The sequence below is a fragment of the Pseudomonas sp. B21-021 genome (genome assembly GCF_024749205.1).
Lineage (GTDB): Bacteria > Pseudomonadota > Gammaproteobacteria > Pseudomonadales > Pseudomonadaceae > Aquipseudomonas > Aquipseudomonas paraglycinae.
In genome coordinates this window covers 5,189,461-5,205,618 of record NZ_CP087192.1, presented here as the reverse complement: position 1 = coordinate 5,205,618, position 16,158 = coordinate 5,189,461, and the positions used below count along the sequence as shown (strand labels likewise).

Annotated in this window: 14 protein-coding genes; 2 read left to right on the top strand and 12 right to left on the bottom strand. The window is 60.6% G+C overall.

What is annotated here, in order from left to right; translation table 11 throughout:
• Nucleotides 1–19: 19 nt before the first annotated feature.
• From LOY31_RS23335 to LOY31_RS23290, 10 genes are all read right to left on the bottom strand, one after another.
• Nucleotides 20–1,348, bottom strand: coding sequence for a sigma-54 dependent transcriptional regulator (locus LOY31_RS23335; protein ID WP_085606770.1), 1,329 nt, complete (start codon nucleotides 1,346–1,348; stop codon nucleotides 20–22).
• Nucleotides 1,345–3,258 carry a sensor histidine kinase gene (locus tag LOY31_RS23330; protein WP_258712261.1) on the bottom strand — a complete coding sequence of 638 codons (1,914 nt, stop codon included), beginning with the start codon at nucleotides 3,256–3,258 and terminating at the stop codon, nucleotides 1,345–1,347. The genes LOY31_RS23335 and LOY31_RS23330 overlap by 4 nt, the downstream gene beginning before the upstream one ends.
• 64 nt (nucleotides 3,259–3,322) lie before the next feature.
• Entirely contained in the window at nucleotides 3,323–4,057 is a 735-nt protein-coding gene (locus tag LOY31_RS23325; RefSeq protein WP_007953170.1) for an amino acid ABC transporter ATP-binding protein, read from the bottom strand.
• Nucleotides 4,054–4,725, bottom strand: a complete 672-nt coding sequence (locus tag LOY31_RS23320; protein WP_007953172.1) for an amino acid ABC transporter permease — start codon at nucleotides 4,723–4,725, stop codon at nucleotides 4,054–4,056. Before LOY31_RS23320 ends, LOY31_RS23325 begins: the two co-directional genes overlap by 4 nt.
• Entirely contained in the window at nucleotides 4,725–5,471 is a 747-nt protein-coding gene (locus LOY31_RS23315) for an amino acid ABC transporter permease (protein WP_007953174.1), read from the bottom strand. Before LOY31_RS23315 ends, LOY31_RS23320 begins: the two co-directional genes overlap by 1 nt.
• Before the next feature lie 194 nt (nucleotides 5,472–5,665).
• Nucleotides 5,666–6,580, bottom strand: coding sequence for a glutamate/aspartate ABC transporter substrate-binding protein (locus LOY31_RS23310; protein WP_011335750.1), 915 nt, complete (start codon nucleotides 6,578–6,580; stop codon nucleotides 5,666–5,668).
• A 339-nt stretch (nucleotides 6,581–6,919) separates the two neighbouring features.
• A complete protein-coding gene (glpD, locus tag LOY31_RS23305; protein WP_085745277.1) occupies nucleotides 6,920–8,458 on the bottom strand; it encodes a glycerol-3-phosphate dehydrogenase in 1,539 nt (512 codons plus the stop codon).
• Between the two features lie 259 nt (nucleotides 8,459–8,717).
• Nucleotides 8,718–9,473, bottom strand: a complete 756-nt coding sequence (locus LOY31_RS23300) for a DeoR/GlpR family transcriptional regulator (protein WP_007953179.1) — start codon at nucleotides 9,471–9,473, stop codon at nucleotides 8,718–8,720.
• A gap of 240 nt (nucleotides 9,474–9,713) precedes the next feature.
• Entirely contained in the window at nucleotides 9,714–11,216 is a 1,503-nt protein-coding gene (gene glpK / locus LOY31_RS23295; RefSeq protein WP_007953181.1) for a glycerol kinase GlpK, read from the bottom strand.
• A gap of 78 nt (nucleotides 11,217–11,294) precedes the next feature.
• Nucleotides 11,295–12,146, bottom strand: coding sequence for an MIP/aquaporin family protein (locus LOY31_RS23290; RefSeq protein ID WP_007953183.1), 852 nt, complete (start codon nucleotides 12,144–12,146; stop codon nucleotides 11,295–11,297).
• Nucleotides 12,147–12,505: 359 nt separating this feature from the next.
• On the opposite strand from LOY31_RS23290, the gene ybaK reads away from it, so the two are divergent.
• A complete protein-coding gene (gene ybaK / locus LOY31_RS23285; RefSeq protein ID WP_221533548.1) occupies nucleotides 12,506–12,976 on the top strand; it encodes a Cys-tRNA(Pro) deacylase in 471 nt (156 codons plus the stop codon).
• An 89-nt stretch (nucleotides 12,977–13,065) separates the two neighbouring features.
• Complete coding sequence (locus tag LOY31_RS23280; RefSeq protein ID WP_221533549.1) at nucleotides 13,066–13,848, top strand: PhzF family phenazine biosynthesis protein; 783 nt, start codon at nucleotides 13,066–13,068, stop codon at nucleotides 13,846–13,848.
• 49 nt (nucleotides 13,849–13,897) lie between these two features.
• Here LOY31_RS23280 and LOY31_RS23275 read toward each other — a convergent pair whose 3' ends face one another.
• Both LOY31_RS23275 and argF read right to left on the bottom strand, forming a co-directional pair.
• On the bottom strand, nucleotides 13,898–15,007 hold the full coding sequence (locus tag LOY31_RS23275) for an ABC transporter ATP-binding protein (RefSeq protein WP_179693896.1): 1,110 nt from the start codon (nucleotides 15,005–15,007) through the stop codon (nucleotides 13,898–13,900).
• A complete protein-coding gene (argF, locus tag LOY31_RS23270) occupies nucleotides 15,004–15,924 on the bottom strand; it encodes an ornithine carbamoyltransferase (protein WP_045121707.1) in 921 nt (306 codons plus the stop codon). The genes LOY31_RS23275 and argF overlap by 4 nt, the downstream gene beginning before the upstream one ends.
• Between the last annotated feature and the right edge of the window lie 234 nt (nucleotides 15,925–16,158).

Sequence of the window (16,158 nt, the reverse complement as noted above, 5' to 3'; positions counted from 1 at the left end):
AGATCCACGTCGTTCTCGCTTAATGGCTCAGGCCGTATTTTTTCACTTTGTCGAACAGCGTGGTCTTGGCCATGCCCAGTTCCAGGCTGGCCTGAGTCAGGTTGCCGCCGCTGCGTTGCAGGGCGTCGCTGAGCAGGTTGCGTTCGAACGCTTCCACCGCTTCGGCGAAGGCCAGGCCCTGGCCTGCACTACCCGCGCCGGTTTTCTTGAACGCCGGCAGACCGAGGGCAAAACGTTCGGCGACGTTGCGCAGTTCGCGCACGTTGCCCGGCCAGTCGTGGCTCATCAGGCTCGACAGGGTCTGGTTGTCCAGCTCCGGCAGCGCGCGGTCGAAACGCAGGGCCGATTGCTGGGTGAAGTGTTCGAACAGTTGCAGGATGTCTTCGCGGCGTTCGCGCAGCGGCGGCAGTTCCAGCGTCACCACGTTGAGGCGGTAGTACAAGTCGCTGCGGAATTCACCGGCCTTGCTCGATTCGTCGAGGTCGGATTTGGTCGCCGCGATCACCCGGCAATCCACCGCCACGCTCTGGTTCGAGCCGAGGCGTTCGAGGGTGCGTTCCTGCAATACCCGCAGCAGTTTGATCTGCAATGGCAGCGGCATGCTTTCCACTTCGTCGAGGAACAGCGTGCCGCCGTCGGCGTGTTCGATCTTGCCGATCCGCCGCTTGCCGGCGCCGGTGAAGGCGTTGGCTTCGTGACCGAAGATTTCGCTTTCGAACAGGTTTTCCGGCAGACCGCCGCAGTTCAGCGCAACGAACTGTTTGGTGTGGCGGCGGCTGAAATCGTGCAGGCAGCGGGCGACCAGTTCCTTGCCAGTGCCGGTCTCGCCTTCGATCAGCACGTTGGCCGAGGTGTCGGCGACATTGGCGATCAGCTCGCGCAGGTTCTGCATGGCCGGCGAACGGCCGATGATCCGTCCTTCAAGGGAATCGCGTTCGGCCAGTTGCCGGCGCAGGGACGAGACTTCGCGATTCAGGCTGCGTTGCTCCAGCGCGCGGCGGGCCACATCGACCAGGCGTTCGGGGGAGAACGGTTTTTCCATGAAGTCGTAGGCGCCTTTCTGCATCGCGCCGACGGCCATGGAGATGTCGCCGTGTCCGGTGATCAGCACCACCGGCAGGCTGCGGTCGCGTTGCTTGAGCCGGGTCAGCAGTTCCAGACCGTCGATGCCGGGCAGGCGAATGTCGCTGATGACGATTCCGGCGAAGTTGTCGCCGACCTGTTCCAGCGCCTCTTCGGCACTGCCCACACCGATGCACGGGATGTCTTCGAGGGTCAGCGCCTGCTGGCAGCCGAGCAGCACATGGGGATCGTCTTCGACGATCAGCACACTAAGGTCGTTGTTCATATTGGCTCGGCAGGAATAGGGCTTACCAACGGTAAACTGAGGACGAAGGTGGTACCACCGCTGGCCGGGTGCTCGACACCCAAATGGCCGCCGGTGGCGGCGGCGAGGCTGGCCGACAGGGTCAGGCCGAGGCCCAGGCCCTGTTCGCCGGGCTTGGTGGTGAAGAACGGTTCGAACAGGTGCTTGCGCGCTTCGGCGTCGATGCCGTGCCCGTTGTCGCGCACTCGCAGGCGATATTTGCCGTTGAATTCTTCGCCCTCCAGCCACAGCTCCGGCAGCGGTTGCGCCTGCATGGCGTCGAGGGCGTTGCCGATCAGGTTGACCAGAATCTGTTCCAGGCGCGTCTGGTCGATCTGCACCTGCACATCGTCGAACTGGCGATGCAGTTGCAGGGAGGCACTTTCGACACGGGCGCCGAGTACTTGCAGCGCGGCATCCACCGCTTTGCCGAGGCTGGCGCGGCCCTTGTCGTCGCCGCGCCGGGCGAAGGAGCGCAGGCTGGCGGTGATCCGGCCCATGCGGTCGATCAGGTCGTTGATGGTCTTGAGATTGGTGCTGGCGACATCCAGCTGGCCTCGCTCAAGGAAGCGAATGGTGTTGCCCGACAGCGTGCGCATCGCCGCCAGCGGCTGGTTCAATTCGTGGGCGATGCTGGTGGACATCTGGCCGATGGCCGCGAGTTTGCCGGCCTGCACCAGTTCGTCCTGGGCGCGGCGCAAGGTCTCTTCGGCCTGACGCCGTTCGCGGATCTGGCTCTTGAGCCGGTCGTTGCTGGCGCGCAGGTCGGCGGTGCGTTCGGTAATCCGACGCTCCAGCTGGTTGTTGGCTTCCTGCAGGGCTTCACGGGCGGCGAGGCGGGTGGCGATGACCTTGCGCCGTTCGTTCCAGGCGATCAGCAGGAATGCCACGAGCGCAAAGGCGACTGCCACCAGAATTCCCTGATTGATCGCCTCGCGCCGCAGATCCTGCAACGGCGTGAGCAGAGTGAAATTCCACGGGGTATCGCTCAGCGGTCGGGTTTGCGCCAGATAGCTGATGTTTTCCTCATCGCCATCCTGTTGGCTCGGCACTTCGCTGTTGGCCGGGAAAGTGAGTTTTTCCACGCCTTCGGACAGGGTTTCGCGGGCCAGCGGTTGCAGCTCGTTCAACGGGAACCAGTAGTACTGCAGGCTGCGGGCGAGTTTTTCCTTGGTCTCGTCGCTCAGCGGTATCACCGATTTCAGGCGCCGGGCCGGATCGCTGGAGAGAATGATGATGCCGTTTTCATCGCTGACGAAGGCTTCGAGGCGCGCCCGTTGCCAGCGTTCTTCCAAGGCTTCCAGGCGCACCTTGACCACCGCGACGCCGATGATCTTGCCGTGTTCTTCGAGGCCGTGGGCCAGGTAATAACCGGGTTCGCCGTTGGTGCTGCCGATCCCGTAGAAACGTCCGGGCTGGCCGCGAATGGCATTCTGGAAGTAGGCGCGGAACGACAGGTCTTCACCGAGGTAGCTGTCGACGTCGCGCCAGTTGCTGGTGGCCATGACGCGGCCGGTGGTGTCCATGACGTAGATGGCCCGACTGCGACTGCGTCGGTTCAGGCCTTCAAGGTAATCGTTGACCGTTTGCCGGTGTTCCGGAGTAGGGTCGTCCAGCAACTGCGAAACGCTCGATTCGAGTTCCAGCAGGCTGGGCAGGTAGGTGTATTTGCTGATCTCGCTTTCGACCGCGCGGGCGTGCAGTTCCAGCTGGCGCTGGCCGTTTTCGCCGAGGCTGCGGATGCCGAAATGTTCGCTGGTCCAGAAGCCGATGTAACCCAGTCCGATCATCAGGGCGATGACCAGCGGCGGCAGGAACAGGTGGCGGATCAGACGGGGTTTCACGGCAAGTGATGGCGGCGTGGCGCGATAGAGAGTGGGGTCGCATTTCATCACAGATGCCTTGGGTCAACCACCTGCATTCCCCGACAGAGGATGTCGGGGAATGCAGCCGTTTTTAGTGCTGCAGGATTTTCTCGAGGAAATGCTGCGCGCGTTCGGAGCGTTGGCTGATGTCGCCAAAGAACTCTTCTTTCTTGCAGTCTTCGATGATCTTGCCGGCGTCCATGAAGATCACACGGTCGGCCACTTTACGGGCGAAGCCCATTTCGTGGGTCACGCACATCATGGTCATGCCTTCGTGGGCCAGTTGCACCATCACGTCGAGCACTTCGTTGACCATTTCCGGGTCCAGCGCCGAGGTCGGTTCGTCGAACAGCATGACGATCGGGTCCATCGCCAGCGCTCGGGCGATCGCCACACGCTGTTGCTGACCGCCGGACAACTGGCCCGGATGTTTGTGGGCATGAGCCGACAGGCCGACGCGCTCGAGCAGTTGCAGGCCCTTCTTGGTCGCCTCTTCCTTGCTGCGGCCCAGCACCTTGATCTGCGCGATGGTCAGGTTTTCGGTGATGGTCAGGTGCGGGAACAGTTCGAAATGCTGGAACACCATGCCGACGCGCGAGCGCAGTTTCGGCAGGTTGGTCTTCGGATCGGCAATCGACGTGCCGTCGACCACGATGTCGCCTTTCTGGAACGGCTCCAGCGCGTTGACGCACTTGATCAGGGTCGACTTGCCCGAACCGGACGGACCGCAGACCACGATCACTTCACCCTTTTTGACCTCGGTGCTGCAATCGGTCAGCACCTGGAAGTCCCCATACCACTTGTTGATGTTCTTGATAGAGATCATACGGCGAACCTTTTTTGCAGACGCTTGACCAGCACCGAGGCGGCAAAGCTGATGGTGAAGTACACGAGACCTGCGAAGATCAGGAACTCATTCGAGCGGCCAATGATGTCGCCACTGGCGCGCGAGGCGTTGAGGAAGTCCACCAGACCCACGGTGTAGACCAGCGAGGTGTCCTGGAACAGGATGATGCTCTGCTGCAGGAGCAGCGGGGTCATCTTGCGGAACGCCTGAGGCAGGATGATCAGGCGCATCATCTGGCCGTAGGTCATGCCCAGTGCCTGCGCCGCGCCCATCTGGCCTTTGGGGATCGACTGCACGCCGGCCCGGACGATTTCGCAGAAGTACGCCGCTTCGAACATCATGAACGCCACGATGCACGAGGTGAACGCGCCGATCGGGGTGTCTTCGCCGGTGATCCAGCGCAGCACGAACGGCACTGCCAGGTAGAACCAGGTGATCACAAGCAGCAACGGGATCGAACGGAAATAGTTGACGTACGCGCCGGCGATGCTCGACAGCAGTTTGCTGTGGGACAGGCGCATCAGCGCGAGGATGGTGCCGAGGATGATCCCGCCGACCACGCCCAGCGCCATCAGCTTGAGAGTCATCAGCATGCCGTTCCACAGGCCGGGAATGGCCGGAACGATGCCACTGAAATCGAATTCCATTATTTACCCCCCACGGAGATCAGGCCGGGCACGGCGACTTTCTTCTCGACCATGCGCATCAGCAGCATCAGGCTCATGTTCAGGGTGAAATAGATCAGGGTCGCCAGGGTGAAGGCTTCAAACAGGTTGGCCGAGAATTCGGCGGTCTGTTTGGTTTGCGCCAGCAGCTCCATCAGACCGATCAGGGACGCCACGGAGGAGTTCTTGAACACGTTCAGGAATTCCGAGGTGAGCGGCGGAATGATGATCCGGTAGGCCTGGGGCAGCAGCACGTTCCAGTAGATCTGCGGCAGCTTGAAACCCATGGCGCGAGCGGCGGATTCCTGGCCGCGTGGCAGCGCCTGGATACCGGTGCGAACCTGTTCGCAGACACGGGCGGCGGTGAACAGGCCCAGGCACACGACGACGCTCAGGTAAGCCGAGGTGGTCGGGTTCAGGTCCTGCTTGTACCACTCCTGCAGATCCGGCGGCAGCAGATCGGGCACCAGGAAGTACCAGATGAACAGCTGAACCAGCAGCGGCACGTTACGGAACAGTTCGACGTAGCAGGTCGCGATGCCCGACACGATGCGGTTTGGCACGGTGCGCATGATGCCCAGCAGCGAGCCGAGCAGCAGGGCGATGATCCAGGCCACGATGGCGATGGCGATGGTCCAGCCCAGACCGGAAATGAACCAGTCGAGATACGTCTCGCTGCCCACGCCGGTGGACTTGAAGAACACGCCCCAGTCCCAGTTGTAATTCATTAGGGTCTCCCCTCGATTCGATCGATGTACAAGTGCCCGCCTGGGGAAGCTCCGTTCCCACCCTGATTGTGAAAATCAGGCACACGCGATCGGCTCGACAGCCACCGGTTCGAGTGTTTCCAGAAAATGCCAGCAGGGAGTGACCATCCCCTGAAAAGGCAGGCGCCTCCTCAGGGGATAAGGTTAGTCAGAAATCAGGATTTCTTGTCGTCAGCCGCTTTGTCGGTCGGATTGGCGATCAGGGCCTTGAGCTCGTCGCTCATCGGGAAGTTCAGGTTCAGGCCTTTTGGCGGAATCGGCTGCATGAACCATTTTTCGTAGATCTTGTTGATCTCACCCGAGGCGTAGGTCGCCTTGATGGCGTCGTCGACAGCCTTTTTGAACGGCTCGTCGCCTTTGCGCATCATGCAGCCATAGATTTCGTACGACTGCGGAGTGCCGGTCACGGCCCAGTCAGAGGCTTTCTTGGCTTTGGCGGCTTCGCCGGCCAGCAGGGCGTCGTCCATCATGAACGCAACGGCACGACCCGATTCCAGCATCTGGAAGGATTCACCGTGGTCCTTGGCGGAGATCACGTTCATGCCCATCTGCTTGTCGGCGTTCATCGCCTTGAGGATGCGCTCGGAAGTGGTGCCGGCGGTGGTCACGACGTTCTTGCCTTTCAGATCGTCGAAATCCTTGTACTTGGAGTCAGCCTTGGACAGCAGACGGGTACCGATTTCGAAGATGCCGACGGAGAAGTCGACCTGTTGCTGACGCTCGACGTTGTTGGTGGTGGAGCCGCACTCGACGTCCACGGTGCCGTTCTGCACCAGCGGGATACGGGTTTGCGAAGTCACGAGGTTGTATTTGACCTGCAGGTTTGGCAGGTCCAGGTCTTTCTTGATCGCTTCGACGATGGCCAGCTGGATATCGTGGGAGTAGCCGACCGGCTTGCCGGAAGCGTCAGCGATGTAGGAGAAAGGAATGGAAGCGTCACGGTGGCCCAGGGTGATGACGCCGGACTCTTTGATCTTCTTAAGGGTGCCGGTGAGTTCGGCAGCGAAAACTGGTGTGCTGATCAGAGCGGCAGCAATGGCTGCGCCCAGGATATGGGGAACGATGCGCATCAAATTTTCCTCGACATTGTTTTTTTTATGGAGCCGGTTGAGCGGGCCCTTTGTACTTCGAATGCCTGACGGCTCCTGTTGTGTTGGCGCAACAGGCATTCGTCGAAGGAGTGTAGAGCATGAGTCGTGCCAGACCAGTCAGTACAGGTTAATTCATTGATTTATAACGTTATTAAAGATTTGTGATGGTTTTTTTCCGTGAATCTGATCCGGTTAACCGAATTGACCGTCAGGTCGCGTTCGGAAAACCGAACGTCCTCATTGCGCCTTGTTTCAGCCTGAATGCAAAAAGCCCCTGAATCTTTCGATTCAGGGGCTTTTTATTCGGCGACGAACGGATCAGGCCGCTTCGATCTTGCTGCGGTTCTGCTCGACCTTGTTCAGGTATGCCGCCAGTCGCTCTTGCTCGTTCGACGTGGTGAACAGGCCCAGTTTGCTGCGACGCCACAGGATGTCATGCGCGGTGGTGGCCCACTCTTCAGTGCACAGGTAATCGACTTCACGGGTGTAGAGCCCGCCACCGATGTGTTCGCCCATGTCGGCCAGGGTGTCGACGCCTTCGAGCATGCGCCAGGTGCGGCTGCCGTAGGTGGTGGCCCAGCGGCGTGCAATTTCGGTCGGCACGAAGTCAAACTTGTCGCGGATCAGCGCGCTCAGGGCCTGTGGCGTGGTCATGTCCTCGCCGCCGGGCAGGGTGGCAGTGGCCGTCCAGCTCGGGCGCATCTGGGTGAAGTACGGCATCAGCTGCGCCATCGCTGACTCGGCGAGCTTGCGATAGGTGGTCAGCTTGCCGCCGAACACCGACAGCAGCGGGGCTTCTTCGGTGCTGCCGGACAGCGCCAGGGTGTAGTCGCGGGTCACGGCCGAAGGGTTGTCGGACTCGTCGTTGCACAGCGGACGTACGCCCGAGTAGGTGTGCAGGATGTCGTCACGGCTGATCTGCTTCTTGAAGTGGGCGTTGACCACTTTCAGCAGGTAATCGGTTTCGCCGTCGGTGATCGCCACTTTGGCCGGATCGCCGGTGTACTCGCGGTCGGTGGTGCCGATCAGGGTCAGGTTGTTCAGGTACGGAATGGTGAAAACGATGCGCTGATCTTCGTTTTGCAGGATGTGCGCGTGATCGCCTTCGTACAGCTTCGGCACGATGATGTGGCTGCCCTGGATCAGACGGATGCCGTACGGCGATTCCATCTTCAGGTCGTCACGAATGAACTTGGCAACCCACGGGCCAGCGGCGTTCACCAGCGCTTTGGCGGTGATCGAAAACAGGCTGCCGTCGGCGCGTTCCAGGTTCAGGTGCCACAAGCCCTTGGCGCGGCGGGCGCTGACACAACGGGTCTGGGTGTGGATGTGCGCGCCTTTTTCACGGGCGGCCATGGCGTTCAGAACCACGAGGCGGGCGTCGTCGACCCAGCAATCGGAGTATTCGAAGCCTTTGCTGATTTCGCTTTTCAGTGCGCTGTCGGCGCCGAACTTCAGGCTTTTCGAGCCTGCGAGTTTTTCGCGCTTGCCGAGGTGGTCATAAAGGAACAGGCCTGCACGGATCATCCACGCCGGACGCAGGTGCGGACGGTGCGGCAGCACGAAGCGCATTGGTTTGACGATGTGCGGGGCCTTGGCCAGCAGCACTTCGCGTTCGGCCAGGGCTTCGCGCACCAGACGGAATTCGTAATGTTCGAGGTAGCGCAGGCCACCGTGGATCAGCTTGCTGCTGGCCGACGAGGTGTGGCTGGCCAGGTCGTCCTTTTCGCAAAGGAACACCGAAAGACCGCGACCGGCGGCATCCGCTGCGATCCCCACGCCATTGATCCCGCCGCCGATGACGGCGATGTCGTAGATCTCGGAGATAGGGGGCGTACGCAAGGTAGATGTGGACATCGGCTGGCCTCGGGCTCTTTTGATTTTCTGTCTTGGAAATCGAACATGAATGTTCATTTGCGAAAATGGTAGCCCATAAAGACGCGCGCAGCCAGTCGACTTCGATTGAAAAAACTCATCGAAGGACGGGTAAAAGAAAATTTTCGAACATAAGATGCGCGTTAGAGCACTGATCGTTGCACGCAGAGCGGACTGATCGTTCCCACGCAGAGCGTGGGAACGAGAACTCACCGGGAGGGAGTTATATGTGGGAGGGGGGTTAAACGACTTCCAGGCGAATCTTGTGCTGGCTCAGCAGTTGCGCCAGGGCCGGCACCGGTTGCTGATCGGTCACCAGGCAATCGATCAGGCTGATCGGGCCGAGGCGGATCATCGCGTTACGGCCGAACTTGCTGGAGTCCGCCGCCAGGATCACCTGCCGGGCATTGGCGATGATCGCCTGGGACACCCGGACTTCCTGGTAATCGAAGTCGAGCAGGCTGCCGTCTTCATCGATGCCGCTGATGCCCACCAGTGCAAAGTCGACCTTGAACTGGTTGATGAAGTCCACGCTCGCCTGACCCACCACGCCGCCGTCGCGACGCACATTGCCGCCGGTCAGCAGCACATCGAAATCATCTTTGGCACTGAGCATCGAAGCGACGTGCAGGTTGTTGGTGATGATCTTCAGGTGGCTGTGATTGAGCAGGGCGCGGGCAATCGATTCGGTCGTTGTGCCGATGTTGATGAATAGCGAGGCGTGATCGGGAATCTGCGCGGCTATGGCTTCACCGATGCGTTGCTTTTCATCGCGCATCTGATCGGCGCGCATCGCGTAGGCGGTGTTTTCGACGCTGGAATCATAAGCGGCGCCGCCGTGGTAGCGACGCAGCAGATTGGCTTCCGCCAGTTGATTGATATCGCGGCGGATGGTTTGCGGGGTAACAACGAACAGCGTGGCCATTTCCTCGATGCTCACATAGCCGCGTTCGCGGACCAGCTCGAGGATTTGCTGCTGACGGGGAGGCAGATTCATGGGGCTTCCTTTGGGCTGCCGTGCAAAATTTGCCCATGATGACGCAGGAATCCGCTCCCTACCAGTTTCCAAACAACGTGAAAGCTACTGCGCTCGGCAATCCTGCGTTAAAAACAGGCTCGGACTGCTCATTTACAAACCCGTAAACTCCGCGTCCTCGCCTGTTTTTGCCTTGTCTTGCCTTCGCTCGCTACGCTTTCACGCTGTTTGGACCAACAGGTTACGAGTACTCAGCTTGGCTTATTCAGCGTCTTCGCGTTCCCAGTCACGGGTGCGGCTGACGGCTTTTTTCCAGCCTTTATACAGCTTCTCTTTTGCCGCTTCGTCCAGGCTCGGTTCGAACTCGCGCTCGATCACTGCCTTGCCGCGCAGTTCTTCCAGGCTGCCCCAGAAACCGCACGCCAGGCCGGCCAGATACGCTGCACCGAGCGCCGTGGTTTCGCGCATTTTCGGACGCTCGACCTGAGTGCCGAGGATGTCGGCCTGGAACTGCATGAGGAAGTTGTTCGCCACCGCACCGCCATCTACGCGCAGGGCCTTGAGGCGTTCGCCGGAGTCCTGTTGCATGGCATCGAGGACGTCGCGGGTCTGGTAGGCGATCGATTCCAGCGCCGCGCGGATGATGTGATCCACACGCACGCCACGGGTCAGGCCGAACAGGGCGCCTCGGGCATACGGGTCCCAGTAGGGAGCACCGAGGCCGGTGAAGGCTGGCACCAGATAGACGCCGTTGCTGTCCTTCACTTTATTGGCGAAGTATTCGGTGTCGTGGGCGTCGTTGATGATCTTCAGTTCATCGCGCAGCCACTGCACGGTCGAACCGCCGTTGAACACAGCGCCTTCCAGTGCGTAAGCCACTTCGCCGCGTGGACCGCAGGCGATGGTGGTGAGCATGCCGTGCTGGGATTTCACGGCTTTGTCGCCGGTGTTCATCAGCAGGAAGCAACCGGTGCCGTAGGTATTTTTTGCCTGGCCCGGCTCGACGCACATCTGGCCGAACAGAGCGGCCTGCTGGTCGCCGGCGATACCGCCGATGGCGATGCCGCTCTTGGTGCGACCGTAGATTTCCGAGGAGGCTTTGACTTCCGGCAGCATCTCGCGCGGGATGTCGAGGATCTCCAGCATCTTCGCGTCCCACTCAAGCGTGTGGATGTTGAAGAGCATGGTGCGCGAGGCGTTGGTGTAGTCGGTGACGTGGACCTTGCCGCCAGTAAATTTCCAGATCAGCCAGCTGTCGACAGTGCCGAACAGCAGTTCGCCGTTGCGCGCACGCTCGCGGCTGCCTTCGACGTTGTCGAGGATCCACTTCAGTTTGGTGCCGGAGAAGTACGGGTCGGTGACCAGACCTGTGGTGTCGCGGATGTAGTCTTCATGACCGTCGCGCTTGAGCTGTTGGCAGATCTCGGTGCTGCGGCGGCATTGCCAGACGATCGCGTTGTACACCGGGCGGCCGGTGGTCTTGTCCCAGACCACGGTGGTTTCACGCTGGTTGGTGATGCCGATGGCGGCGACCTGATCGTGGTGCAGACCGGCCTGGGCCAGCGCTTCGACCATCACCGCGCTCTGGGTGGCGAAGATTTCCATCGGGTCGTGTTCGACCCAACCGGCTTGCGGGTAATGCTGAGCGAATTCGCGTTGTGCGGTGCAGACCACGTTCGCGTCGCGGTCGAAAATGATCGCGCGGGAGCTGGTCGTACCCTGATCGAGGGCAATGATGTAGTTCTTATTCTGAATGTCGGTCATGTCGATTGCCTTGGACGAAATAAGGGAGAGTGGGCCGTGGCGCGGGCTCTATAAGGGCAGCAGCCCGCGCCGACTGTTTCAAGAAGTTCTTGGTTTGCCGTCAATGGCCGGTTCTGCATCCTTTGTAGCAGGTGTGGCGCCGGTCAGGTGACGGGCAATCAGCCCGCGATACCCGGCAGCGCCGAGGCAGGCACCGACAATCGGTGCAAAAATCGGAATCAGGAAGTACGGGATTTCTCGTGCGCCGGTGAAGGAAATTTCACCCCAGCCGGCGAAGAAAGTCATCAGTTTCGGACCGAAGTCCCGGGCCGGGTTCATCGCGAAACCGGTCAGCGGGCCCATCGAGCTGCCGATCACGGCAATCAGCAGGCCGATCAGCAGCGGCGCCAGCGGGCCTTTCGGCAGGCCGTTGTTGTCGTCGGTCAGGGACATGATCACGCCCATCAGGATCGCGGTGATGATCACCTCGACCAGGAACGCCTGGGCAGTCGACAGCGCAGGGTTCGGGAAGGTGGAGAACACCGACGCCAGTTCGAGGCTGGCTTCAGTGCCACGAACCATATGGTGAGTTTGTTCGAAATCGAAGAACAGGTTGCTGTACAGGGTGTAGACCAACAGCGCGCCGCAGAAGGCGCCGGCGACCTGGGCCAGAATGTAGAACGGCAGTTTGCGCTTTTCGAAGTCGGCAAAAATGCTCAGGGCAATACTGACGGCAGGGTTGAGGTGCGCGCCGGAAACGCCGGCGGTGAGGTAGATCGCCATGCTCACGCCGACGCCCCAGATGATGCTGATTTCCCACAGGCCGAAGCTGGCGCCCGCGACCTTGAGCGCGGCGACACAACCCGTACCGAAAAAGATCAGGAGTGCAGTACCCAGAAACTCGGCCAGGCACTGGCTCGAGAGCGAAGGTTGCTGTAACGCAGTTGTCATTGAAAACCTCGGTTTTTGTTGTTGTCTGGCGCGTTGCCGACAGGGCAAGGCGCGATTTTCGCCGAGGCAGGATCCCCATCCTGTTCCCGGTTTACTGCTGGGTGCTGCGATGACGATAATTCTTACATTATTCAGATTCGAAAAAATATAGACAAGAAACAAACCTGTCAAAGGTCGAAAGTGAACCGTCAGTCACAAATAAACTATCAGTCACGTGAATGATCCTGCGGGTCACCCTTGTGCAGGAACGTCATCGGCCTGCAAACCCCGGGAAACGTGGCGCGTGGTAGAGCCTTTTACACTGCGATGACCTAAAATCCGCCGCAGGTTTTTTTGCCACTGCCGAACCCGGAGCTGCCATGACCCCTGCGTTGGACTTGTTGAAAAAAGTTCGTGCCGAACATCGCGTGCACAGTTACGAACACGACCCGAAGGCGGCGTCGTATGGCCTGGAGGCCGCGGAAAAACTAGGGCTCTATCCGGCGCAGGTGTTCAAGACGCTGCTGGCGGCCAGTGAGAAGGGTGAGTTGCTGGTGGCGGTGGTGCCGGTCGTCGGAAGTCTCGACCTCAAGGGGCTTGCCCACGCCGCCGGCGTGAAAAAAGTCGAAATGGCCGACCCGGCCGCCGCGCAACGGTCCACCGGTTACCTGCTGGGAGGCATCAGCCCGCTGGGGCAGAAAAAACGCCTGCGTACCTTCATCGACAACTCGGCCCAGCCTTTTGCGACCATTTATGTCAGCGCCGGTCGGCGCGGGCTGGAAGTGGAGCTGGCACCGGCGGTTTTGGCAGAGCACACCCAGGCGAAATTTGCCGACATTGGTCGCCCTTGACGTCTGTATGAAGAAAATTGGCCGGTACTGTCACTGGCGCTGATCCGGCCGGCGCTGCATGCTCGTTCGACTGACACAGGGAGAAGGTTATGCAGCTCGAGTTTCATCAGGTCGACGCGTTCAGTGATCGGCCGTTCAGTGGCAATCCGGCAATGGTCTATCGGCTCGACGCGTGGCTCGCGGATGAGCTGATGCAAAAGATCGCCGCCGAGCACAATCTGGCGGAAACCGCGTTTCTGGTGCGCGAAGGGCTGGCGTGGCACATCCGCTGGTTCACGCCGACAACCGAGGTGCCGCTGTGTGGTCACGCGACCCTGGCCAGCGCCTATGTACTGTTCGAGATCTATAAGGAAAGCGCCGAGCGTCTGGACTTCACCTGCAAGTCCGGGCCGTTGAGCGTCAGCCGCGAGGGTGGCAGGTTGTGGCTGGATTTCCCGGCCATCGAAGCGGTGGAGAAAGGCGTCACCGTGGAGATCGAACGGGCGCTGAATGTTCAGGCGGTGGATGTTCTGAGTTCCAACGAGCTGTTCGTGGTGCTGGAGTCCGAGCAGGCGGTGCTCGATTGCCAGCCGGACATGGTCGCCCTCGCCAAGCTGCCTTGGCTGGGTGCGATCGTCACCGCCCGGGGCAATCAGCATGATTTTGTCTCGCGCTATTTCGCCCCGGCCATCGGCATCAATGAAGACCCGGTGACCGGCTCGACACATTGCAGCCTGATTCCGTACTGGTCGAAACGTCTGGGCAAATCCAGCCTTACTGCATGCCAGCGTTCGGCGCGGGGTGGTGAACTGTTCTGTCGGCTGGAAGGCGAGCGGGTGAAGATCGGCGGGAATGCGACGCTGGTGGCCAGCGGCACATTGATGCTGGGCTGAAGCCAAAAAACAAGGGAGCCATCAGGCTCCCTCATTGTTTGTGCAGAGATCAGTGCGCGGTGCTGTAGCGGCGAACGCCGTTTTCCACCGCCGGAATCTGCGCTGCAGTGCTGCCGGAGGCCTGGAACAGCACCAGATGTTCCGCCGCCACACGAATCCCGACATCCGCACCCACCTGATGGTCGGCATGGCTCGGGAAGATTGATTCCAGCTGTGCGCCGGTCGGCAGTTGCAGGCGATACAGGGTCGAGGCGCCGAGGAAAGTCTTGCCGACGATCCGTGCTTTCAATCCACTGTCCGGCGCGTAAACGATGTCGTCCGGACGCAGCAGCACATCCACCGCGCCACCGATCGGCCAGGTGTAGGCGCGATTGCCGCGCAGTTCACCGAGTTCGGTCTGCACCGATTCCGGGCTGCCGAGCTGACCGCGAATGAAGTAACCCTGACCGATGAAGCTGGCCACAAACGGCGTCGCCGGCTCGTGATAGAGGTTGTACGGCGTATCCCACTGCTCCAGCCGGCCTTCCTTGAACACGCCGACGTGATCGCTCACGGCGAAGGCTTCTTCCTGGTCGTGAGTCACCAGAATCGCACTGGTGCCACGGGCCTTGAGGATGTCGCGCACTTCGTGGCTGAGCTTGCGACGCAACTCGCCATCGAGGTTGGAGAACGGCTCGTCGAGCAGCAGCAGTTGCGGCTCCGGCGCCAGGGCGCGGGCGAGGGCGACACGTTGTTGCTGGCCACCGGACAACTCGTGTGGGAAGCGCTTGCCGAGGTTCTTCAGGTTGACCAGCTCCAGCAGCTCTTCGGTGACGCGCTCCTTGTTCGGGTGCTTGCGGATGCCGAAGGCGATGTTGTCCGCGACACTCAGGTGCGGGAACAGCGCGTAGTCCTGGAACACCATGCCGATCCGGCGTTTTTCCGGGGCGAGGGTGAAGCCGGCGCTGGAGATCACTTCACCGCCGAGAGAAATTTCCCCTTCGTGCACCGGTTCGAAACCGGCAATCGCACGCAGGGTGGTGGTCTTGCCGCAGCCCGAGGAGCCGAGCAGGCAACCGATGTCGCCGGCGTTGAGGTGCAGGTTGAGGTTCTGCACCACACGTTGATCTTGATAGCCGCAAGCGAGGTTGCGCAGGTTCAGCAGTAATTCATGGCTCATGCGTGGTGATATGCCGGTTCAACGAGGAACTCGAGCAGGGCCTTCTGTGCGTGGAGACGGTTTTCTGCCTGATCCCAGGCGACGGAGCGCGGGTCATCAAGCAGGTCGAGGCTGATTTCTTCGCCGCGGTGGGCGGGCAGACAGTGCAGGAATAACACGTCCTCGGCCGCGAGGTCGAGCAGGGCACGGGTGACCTGGTACGGCGCGAACAGCTTGAGGCGCTTGGCGGTCTCTTCTTCCTGGCCCATGGAGGTCCAGACATCGGTGCTGACCAGGTGCGCGCCACGCACGGCGTCTTTCGGGTCACGGACGATGGTCACGCGGTCACCGGCCTTGGCCACGAACTCAGGGTTTGGTTCGTAGCCTTCGGGGCAGGCCACGCGCAACTGGAAGTCGAACTGGATCGCCGCTTCTATATAGCTGTTGCACATGTTGTTGCCGTCGCCGATCCAGGCCACGGTCTTGCCCTGGATCGAGCCGCGGTGTTCGAGGAAGGTCTGCATGTCGGCCAGCAACTGACACGGGTGCAGGTCATCGGACAGGCCGTTGATCACCGGCACGCGGGAGTTGGCGGCGAATTCGGTCAGGGTGCTGTGGGCAAAGGTACGGATCATCACTGCGTCGAGCATGCTCGACATGACGATGGCGCAGTCGCCGATCGGCTCGCCGCGGCCCAGTTGGGTGTCGCGCGGCGACAGGAAGATTGCCTGGCCGCCGAGCTGGATCATGCCGGCCTCGAAGGAGATCCGGGTACGGGTCGAGGATTTCTCGAAGATCATCCCCAGGACGCGGTTTTTCAGAGGCTCGAACAGTACGCCGCGGTTACGCAGGTCCTTGAGCTCAACGCCTCGACGGATCACGCTGACCAGCTCTTCGGGCGTGCAATCCATCAGGGAGAGAAAGTGCCTTGCGCTCATCATTGACTACCTTTTTGCTACAAACCGCAGATGCTCAAAGCCTTGTTTATCGGAACAACGGGCGAGACCTGCGGCGTAAGCCGCACGGGGGCGACGAAATAGGGGAAGGCGCGATATTGACACTAAATGTCGCGTTTTTCCAATAGGCTACGGTTTTTGCAGAAATGCGCCGGGTGATAACAGTGCGAACACTGTGATTTCCGGTCAGTTTTCGAGGGGGCAACGAGGCATTTG